This is a genomic window from Pseudomonas sp. Tof1, from assembly GCF_055390395.1.
Genome location: NZ_AP024344.1, coordinates 3,365,219 through 3,373,012 on the forward strand (window position 1 = coordinate 3,365,219; position 7,794 = coordinate 3,373,012).

General features: G+C 64.1%; 6 protein-coding genes. 3 read left to right on the forward strand and 3 right to left on the reverse strand.

Annotated features, from left to right (window positions below; translation table 11 throughout):
- Positions 1-101: 101 nt before the first annotated feature.
- Genes ACZ5KU_RS15100 through syrC form a run of 3 tightly spaced genes read left to right on the forward strand, consistent with a single transcriptional unit; the run spans position 102 to position 4,389 of the window.
- Entirely contained in the window at positions 102-2,168 is a 2,067-nt protein-coding gene (locus tag ACZ5KU_RS15100) for an amino acid adenylation domain-containing protein (RefSeq protein ID WP_464737380.1), read from the forward strand.
- Positions 2,169-2,184: 16 nt separating this feature from the next.
- Complete coding sequence (gene syrB2 / locus ACZ5KU_RS15105) at positions 2,185-3,120, forward strand: syringomycin E biosynthesis L-threonyl-[L-threonyl-carrier protein] 4-chlorinase SyrB2 (RefSeq protein WP_017904096.1); 936 nt, start codon at positions 2,185-2,187, stop codon at positions 3,118-3,120.
- Positions 3,121-3,177: 57 nt separating this feature from the next.
- On the forward strand, positions 3,178-4,389 hold the full coding sequence (gene syrC, locus ACZ5KU_RS15110) for a syringomycin E biosynthesis aminoacyltransferase SyrC (protein WP_054056605.1): 1,212 nt from the start codon (positions 3,178-3,180) through the stop codon (positions 4,387-4,389).
- Positions 4,390-4,491: 102 nt separating this feature from the next.
- Here the strand turns inward: syrC and ACZ5KU_RS15115 are convergent, their stop codons facing one another.
- The 3 genes from ACZ5KU_RS15115 to ACZ5KU_RS15125 all read right to left on the reverse strand — a co-directional run bounded on the left by ACZ5KU_RS15115 (position 4,492) and on the right by ACZ5KU_RS15125 (position 7,633).
- Positions 4,492-5,106, reverse strand: coding sequence for an aspartyl/asparaginyl beta-hydroxylase domain-containing protein (locus tag ACZ5KU_RS15115; RefSeq protein WP_054056604.1), 615 nt, complete (start codon positions 5,104-5,106; stop codon positions 4,492-4,494).
- Between the two features lie 155 nt (positions 5,107-5,261).
- Positions 5,262-6,632: an MFS transporter gene (locus tag ACZ5KU_RS15120; protein WP_054056603.1), complete on the reverse strand. Its 1,371-nt coding sequence runs from the start codon at positions 6,630-6,632 to the stop codon at positions 5,262-5,264.
- Positions 6,629-7,633, reverse strand: coding sequence for a cupin-like domain-containing protein (locus ACZ5KU_RS15125; protein WP_416768989.1), 1,005 nt, complete (start codon positions 7,631-7,633; stop codon positions 6,629-6,631). Before ACZ5KU_RS15125 ends, ACZ5KU_RS15120 begins: the two co-directional genes overlap by 4 nt.
- Positions 7,634-7,794: the final 161 nt, after the last annotated feature.

A 7,794-nucleotide genomic window follows, 5' to 3' on the forward strand; every position in this document is an offset into this window, starting at 1 on the left:
CTTTCGCAATGGGTCCCCAGGCCGCAGGGACGTCTCAAGTGCAGCGCAACTCGTCAAGGCGCCGATTCGCTGCACCTGGTTATTACACAGGAGCGTAAGTCATGCCGATCAAGAACACTGGCGAATCGGTCAACACCGCGCCAGCCCCTCTCACGTCCGGTGCTTTCCTGCATGAGATATTCGGTGCACGGGCGCGTGAGTTTCCCGAGCGAACGGCGGTGTCCGACGCCACTCGGACATTGAGCTATGCGCAACTCGACGCGCTGTCGTCGAAGCTCGCGGCGCGCCTGCGCCATGAGGGCGTGAAGGATGGCATGCGTGTCGGCATGTACCTGCCACGCAGCGTCGATCTGGTCATCAGTCTGCTGGGCATCCTCAAGGCCGGCGGTACCTATGTCCCGATCGATCCGCAGTATCCGGGCAAGCGTGTCGAGCACATCGTGCGCGACAGCGGCCTGAACCTGGTGATCGGCGACGCCGCGAACCTGCCGCAGAGCCCGGCCCTGCGCGTGCTGCCACTCGACCAACTGCTGTCCGCGCCGGCACTGGAGCCGAGTGCCGATGTCGGCCGTCGCGACCCGGACCAGGCCACCGCCTACATCATCTACACCTCCGGTTCCACCGGTGAGCCCAAGGGCGTACAGGTTGCCCACGGCAACGTCAGCCGCCTGCTGGAAAGCACACAACGCGTCTACGGCTTCAACGCCCAGGACGTCTGGTCGATGTTCCACTCCATCGGTTTCGACTTTTCGGTCTGGGAGATCTGGGGCGCCCTGGCCCACGGCGGCCAGGTCAGCGTGGTGCCGTATGACGTCTCCCGCTCTCCGAGCGCCCTGCGCCAATGGCTGTCGGACCAGCGCGTGACCGTGCTCAGCCAGACCCCATCGGCCTTCCGCGGCCTCGACGAGGCCGATCGTGGCAGCAAGGCGCCCCTGGCCCTGCGCTATGTGGTCTTCGGTGGCGAGGCGCTGCCGACCACCGTGCTGCGTTCCTGGGTCGCGCGCCATGGCGACCAGAAGCCGGCACTGATCAACATGTACGGCATCACCGAAGCGACCGTTCACACCACCTTCAAGCGTGTGCTGGGCCAGGACCTGGAAACCGGCGCGATCGTCTCCGTCGGCCAGCCGCTGGATGGCTGGCGGCTGCACCTGCTCGACGCCAACCAGGCAGCGGTGCCCCGGGGCACGGCCGGCGAACTGTATATCGAAGGCGCCGGCGTGGCCCAGGGCTACCTGAACCGTGCCAGCCTCAATGCCGAACGGTTCATCCAGTTGCCCGGCACCTCGACCCGCGCCTACCGCACCGGCGATCTGCTGATCCTGAGTGAAGACGGCGAGTACCGTTACGCCGGTCGTTGCGACGAGCAACTGAAGATCAGCGGTTTCCGCATCGAGCCGGGCGAGATCGAGGCCTGCCTGCAGACCAGCCCGCACGTGGCGGCCGCCCATGTCGGCGCACACGACTATGGTGATGGCGACCTGCGCCTGGTGGCCTATGTGGTCCCAAGCCATGGCCTCGGCGCCTGGACCGAGCAGGTCCGTGGTGAAGTCACCGCCCTGGTGGCCGCCAGCCTGCCGGACTACATGCGTCCTTCGACCTACCTGGCCCTGGCGCAGTTGCCGGTGACCGCCCATGGCAAGATCGACAAGCAGCAACTGCCCTCGCCCACCGGCGGCGTCACCCCGGTCGGCGCGGCCGGCAACCCGGAGCTCAACCAGGTCGAGCAGTTCGTGCTCAAGGTGTGGAACGAGGACCTGGGCCTGAGGAACATCGGTCTGAACGACGACTTCTTCGATTTCGGCGGCACCTCCCTGGCCCTGATCCGTTCGCTGAACAAACTCAAGACCCACTTCCAGATCAGCCTCGACCCCGGTGTCCTGGCGAACGGCGCAACCGCCAAGGTGCTGGCCGACTATATCTCCCGCACGCAACTGGCTCCCGAACAGTTCGTGCTCAAGGTCTGGAACGAGGACCTGGGCCTGAAGAACATCGGTCTGAACGACGACTTCTTCGATTTCGGCGGCACCTCCCTGGCCCTGATCCGCTCGCTGAACAAACTCAAGACTCACTTCCAGATCAGCCTCGACCCCGGTGTCCTGGCGAACGGCGCGACCGCCAAGGTCCTGGCCGACTACATCTCCCGCAACCTTGTTCAAGCCCATTGACCAAAAGGAAAGACCCGTGAGCAAAAAATTCGCCCTGACCCCGGAAGAACGCGCCTCGTTCGAAAAGAACGGTTTCATCGGCCCATTCGATGCCTATTCGCCGGAAGAAATGAAAGAGGCCTGGAAGCGTACCCGCCTGCGCATGCTCGACCGTAGCGCGGCGGCCTACCAGGACCTGGATGCCATCTCCGCCGGCACCAACATCGCCAACTACGACCGTCACCTGGATGACGACTTCCTGGCCGATCACATCTGCCGCGCGCAGATCTGCGACCGCGTCGAAAGCATCCTCGGCCCGGACGTACTGTGCTGGCGCACCGAGTTCTTCCCCAAGTACCCAGGCGATGAAGGCACCGACTGGCACCAGGCCGACACCTTCGCCAACGCCTCCGGCAAGCCACAGATCCTCTGGCCGGAACACGAGGACTTCGGCGGTACCATCACCGTCTGGACCGCGTTCACCGACGCCACCATCGCCAACGGTTGCCTGCAGTTCATCCCCGGCACCCAGAACAGCATGAACTATGACGAAACCAAGCGCATGAGCTACGACCCCGAGGCCAACAACAGCTCGGTGGTCAAGGACGGCGTACGTCGCGGTTTCTTCGGCTACGACTATCGCCAGTTGCAGATCGACGAGAACTTCAAGCCCGACGAATCCGCCGCCGTGCCGATGGTGATGAAAGCCGGCCAGTTCATCATTTTCTGGTCGACCCTGATGCACGCCTCCTACCCGCACAACGGTGAGTCCCAGGAAATGCGCATGGGCTTCGCGTCGCGCTATGTGCCGTCGTTCGTGAAGATCTACCCGGACTCCGATCACATCGAGGAATACGGCGGTCGCATCAGCCTGGAGAAATACGGCGCGGTACAGGTGGTCGGTAACAAGACGCCGGACTACAACCGCCTCGTGACCCATACCACCCGCGGCAAGAAATTCGAAGTGGCCTGATCCCTACCAGCCTGACGACAGTTGGCCTGCGCAATGTGCCTACAGGAGTTGAAATCCATGACTATTTCCACCGACGCAACGTTGCGCCTGTGCGAGACCGTGAGGATGCTTAGGCACCTTGCCATCCACCTGCCCGATCCCGTTTGCCTGAGCTTTCTCGCCCACGGCGATGGCCCGCTCCCCGAGCAGGCCTCGCCCAGCGTCAGGGCCACGGAACGCGCGGTCAACGCCGCCTTTGCGCGGATCGGCGTGCATGCCCTGCAGTACCTGCACGGGGGCGAGGCCCAGCTGTCGTCCTTCGAATACTTTATCAGCCGCAAGATCTGCGAGGCGCTCGACTACCGCTACGATCACTTCGACGATGACGAAGAGAGCATGGCCTTCAAGCGGGCGCTCAAGCATTTCGATTTCAGCGGTGCCGCGCCGCACATCGAGGCGCTGCACCTGACCACCCGCGACAACGTCGCCCTGTCGGTCTATGCCGGCACCCACCGGGAGCGTCCGGCAATCGTCCTCGCCCTGCCCTGCGGCATGCCCTTCGACCTTTGCCGCGACTGGTTCGACGCACTGAGCGAACGCTTCTTCGTGGTCACCTGGGAGACCCGCGGGCTGTTCGGTGCCTGCGAGTCCTTCGATGGCATCGCCGTGGACACCCAGGCCCAGGTCGCCGACCTGATCAGCGTGATGAATCACTACGAACTGTCCACCGCCCACCTGATGGGCATCTGCGGCGGCGCGGTGATCGCCCTCAGTGCCGCCGCGGCCCACGGCGACCGGGTCAGTTCCCTGAGCCTGTGGCATGGCGACTACAACCTGGGCGACGACAACCTGCGCACCGCCCATCAGCAGAACTTCGAGTGGCTGATGGAAGCCGCGGCCCAGGACCGCCACGAGGCCAGCGACCTGCAGACGATGTTCCTCGACCAGGCGACGCTGGCCACCACGCCCGAGCCGATCGCCCATGTCGCGCTCTATCCCTACGTCAACCCGGAGCTGTTCTATCGCTATGCGCGCCTGAACGACGCCTTGAACAAGACCGAGCTGGCCTCGCAGCTGGCGCGGGTCGCGGTACCGACCCTGGTGGTCGCCGGCGACGCCGATGCCACCACGCATATCGGCGGATCGCGCCACATCGCCGCCTCGATCGAGGAGGCCACCCTGCATGTGGAACGCGATGGCAGCCACCTGGCGTTCTTCGAGTCCACCCAGCTGGCCAAGCAGACCGCCTTCAACTTCCTGGAAGAAGTCCTGCAGCCGACTTTCGCCTGACGGTTGCGGACAGACAACAAAAGGGGGCTTGCGCCCCCTTCTTCGTTCCTGCCGCCGGCGACGGCCAAAGCGGCCCGTTTGCGCGGACCGCTGCGTCCGCTATCAGGCGGCGATCATGTTCTTTTCGCGATAGAACTCGAGGTACAGAACGGTACGGAAATCCCGCGAGGCATTGACCGCGAAGTGATCGAGCGAGCCATCGAAGATCACCAGGTTGCCATTGGTGCTCTGGTTGAAGTTGCCGTTGACGTTGAGGTAGGCGTAGTTGCCGGTGACGGGAGCATCGATGGTCAGTTGCATGTGCAGCAGCCCCTCCTCCCAGGTGCCGGTATGGGCATGGGTGCCCAGGAACACGTTGGGTTCCATGCGCAGCAGGGCACAGAGCTTGACCCCGGGGATCTGGGTCAGCAGCTCGATGGTTTCCGGCATCGCCTCACGGGCATAGGGAATCGGTGTGTCGTAGGCCATCAGGCCATACTGGGTCCACTCGGGCATCACTTCCATGTTGTCGCCCCAGCCCCAGATCCAGCCGTACTGACCACCGGCAGCCATGTGTTCATCGACTTCGTTGACGATATCGGTGATCTGCTTGCCGACCCGGTTGATGGTCAGGGTCGGCGCATTCAGGGCGAGAAACTCCTTGCGAATCACCTCCCAGTTGTTGGCCAGGTGCTGAAGCTTGGGGAAGTGACTGGGATCATAAAATGACGGACGCATAGGTCCTCCTCTATCGATTGTTGTCGGCTCGGATGGCGATGCGGGCGCAGTCCTGACGACTGCGCGAGAGCCTGCAAAGGTTGACCCAGCGCCCCTGGCCTGTCTGTCACGGGAATCTGGTACAACAGGCCCGCCACGCGGCCTTCAGGGCTTTTTCACAGGGCGTCGGCCTGTACCGGATCAGCCGTGTGCCGCGGTGCCGCCTCGGGCTGCGCGCCCTCCAGGCGGCGCATCGGCCCATGGCACAGGACACTCAGGGCCAACAGCGCAAAGCAGGCCCCGGCCGCCACGAACAGCATTGCCACCCCGCGCCCCGGGCCGACCCCCAGCCAGCGTCCGATCGATTCGGCATAGGCCCCGCCAGGCACCAGCGCCGGTTGAAACCAGTGGTCGACCAGCAGGCCACCGACGAAGATCGTCAGGCTGGTGGTGGCAATGGTCAGCATGCTGATCAGGGCAAAGACACTCGCCCGGTTGCCTGCGGGGATCCTGCGCATCCAGAGCGAGTTGACACTGGCGTCGGCCACGCTCGCCGCGGTAATGGCGACAAAGGCCAGCGAGCAGTAGGCAAAGGCGTGGGAGACCACACCCAGGGCAATCACACACAGCGCCAGCAACAGATCAGCCGCGGCCACCAGGGCCATCAACCGTCGCGGGTTGCCCATGGATATCAGCAGCCCGGCACCGGCGAGCCCGCCCAGGGCCGCCCAGGTGTAGGCCATGCCCAGGGTCTGGCTGCCCAGGGTGGACAGCAGCAACGGCGTCATCATCAGGGTGGCCAGCGACAGCATGGCATTGCGCAGCATGGTGTAGACCAACAGGCCGGCCATCAGCCGAGTGCCGGCAAAAAACCTCAGGGCGGCCGCGACGTTCCCCATCGCTCCGTGCAGCACCGTGCCCTTGGCAGGGCTGTCAGGTCGTTCGCAGGACTGCCGCAGATGGGAAAAGGCCTTGATCACCAGCAAGGTGCCGGAGCAGAAGGTGATCAGGTCCACCGCCAGGATGGTCACCAACCCCGCGTGGGCCATGATCGCACCCGCCAGCAACGGCGCAACCAGCGCCGAGGCGTTCTTGCTGATCCCCATGAGGCCCGAGGCACGGGTGAACTTGTCGGGGGCGACGATCGAGTTGACGGCTGCCTGGTAGGCCGGCTTGCGGAAGGCCGAGACGATCGAGGCCAGGCAGTTGAAGATATACAGGTGCAGCGGCTCCAGGCGATCGAACCAGAGCAGCCCCATGACGGCGAAGAGCAGCAGCGCCAGGCTGACGTCGCAACAGATGATGATCAGTCGATGGCTGACCCGGTCGGCCAGCCCACCGGCCAACGGCAGGAACACCACCGCGGGCAGCGTCGCCGCCAACACCACGTTGGCGAAGGCCACTGCCGAGCCGGTATGGGAGTAGACCCAGACCCCGAGGGCGAACTCCATCAGGGCGGTGCCGACGATCGCCAGGGACTCGCCGCACCACAGAAAATAGAAACTTCGTCCCAGGTCGAAGGATGGCCGACGGCGCGAGAGGCTCATGGGCGCACATCGCGAGGGCTGAAGAGATCACTCACCTTCTGCGCCAGCTGCCAGGCCAGGGAGTAGGCCACCGCGCCCAGCACCAGCGGCGCCAGCCGGGAAAACAGATAGGTACGCAGCACCCGCCTGGCGATCGGCGAGCGGATATCGCCACTGACATGCAGGGGCGTCGGGAAGGTTGCCGCAACGGTGGCACCGAACGCGTCGTCCATCGATTGCACGGCGTGCCACCAGTACACCGGGATGTACAGCGCATCGCCCGGTTCCACCACCGTGCGCAGCGCCTTCAGGTCGCGCGTTCCGGGGAAGCGCCGGGTATCGATGTCATACAGGTAGCCCGCCTCTTCGATCACCGGCCGCAGCGCCCGCCAACTGGCCTCGTCCGGTGGCAGCAGGAGCACTTCCTTGGCACCGACCACCTGGGCCATGAAAGTCTCGTCGACCACATGGAAATGCCAGTCGGTATAGGAATTGCGGTAGAGGAAACTGCGATGGGGCGGGTAATGCCGGGATTTGGACAATTGCGGCATGAACGGCAGGCCGCCGACGTCATCCTTCATCTGCTCGATGGCCGAGCCCTCGGAAAAACGGCAGCTGTCCGCCACCAGGGGATCATGCCCCTCGCCCAGGCCGTCGAGAAACTCGTGAAACGGCATCTCCCGGTAAACCGTGTCGGCATACGCGGTCAGCGTCGCCTTGACCTCGGGTTTCGACCAGCCGATGACTTCCGAGACGATCTTCGAACGCACCACCACCGGCTTGTTGCGCGAGTTCGCCTTGAAGTAGTCCAACTGCTGCCATTTCTGGAACGCCGGCCAGTGGCGCACGGCATTCTTCACCAGGCACGGACGGTTGCGGTTGACGTAGCGACGGATGAATGCCTCCCGGGTAATCGTCAACGCATCGATCACTTCGACAGGGCCTGCCTGAGGATGGTTGGGAAAACGCGACAGACTCCAGAACTTCGACTCAGGGCGGTTCACTTCGGCAATCGATGACATGGTGCGACCCTCGCAAGAACACTCAGGGCCGTTGATATAACAGAGTCACACGCACGCGCCCAAACGCACCGATGCCCGCACCGCGCGGTTGTCCCTGCTTCCCATGACAGACATCAACGGGTGGATGCTCTAGCTTTTTTCGCACGCTTTCCCTCGTCCCG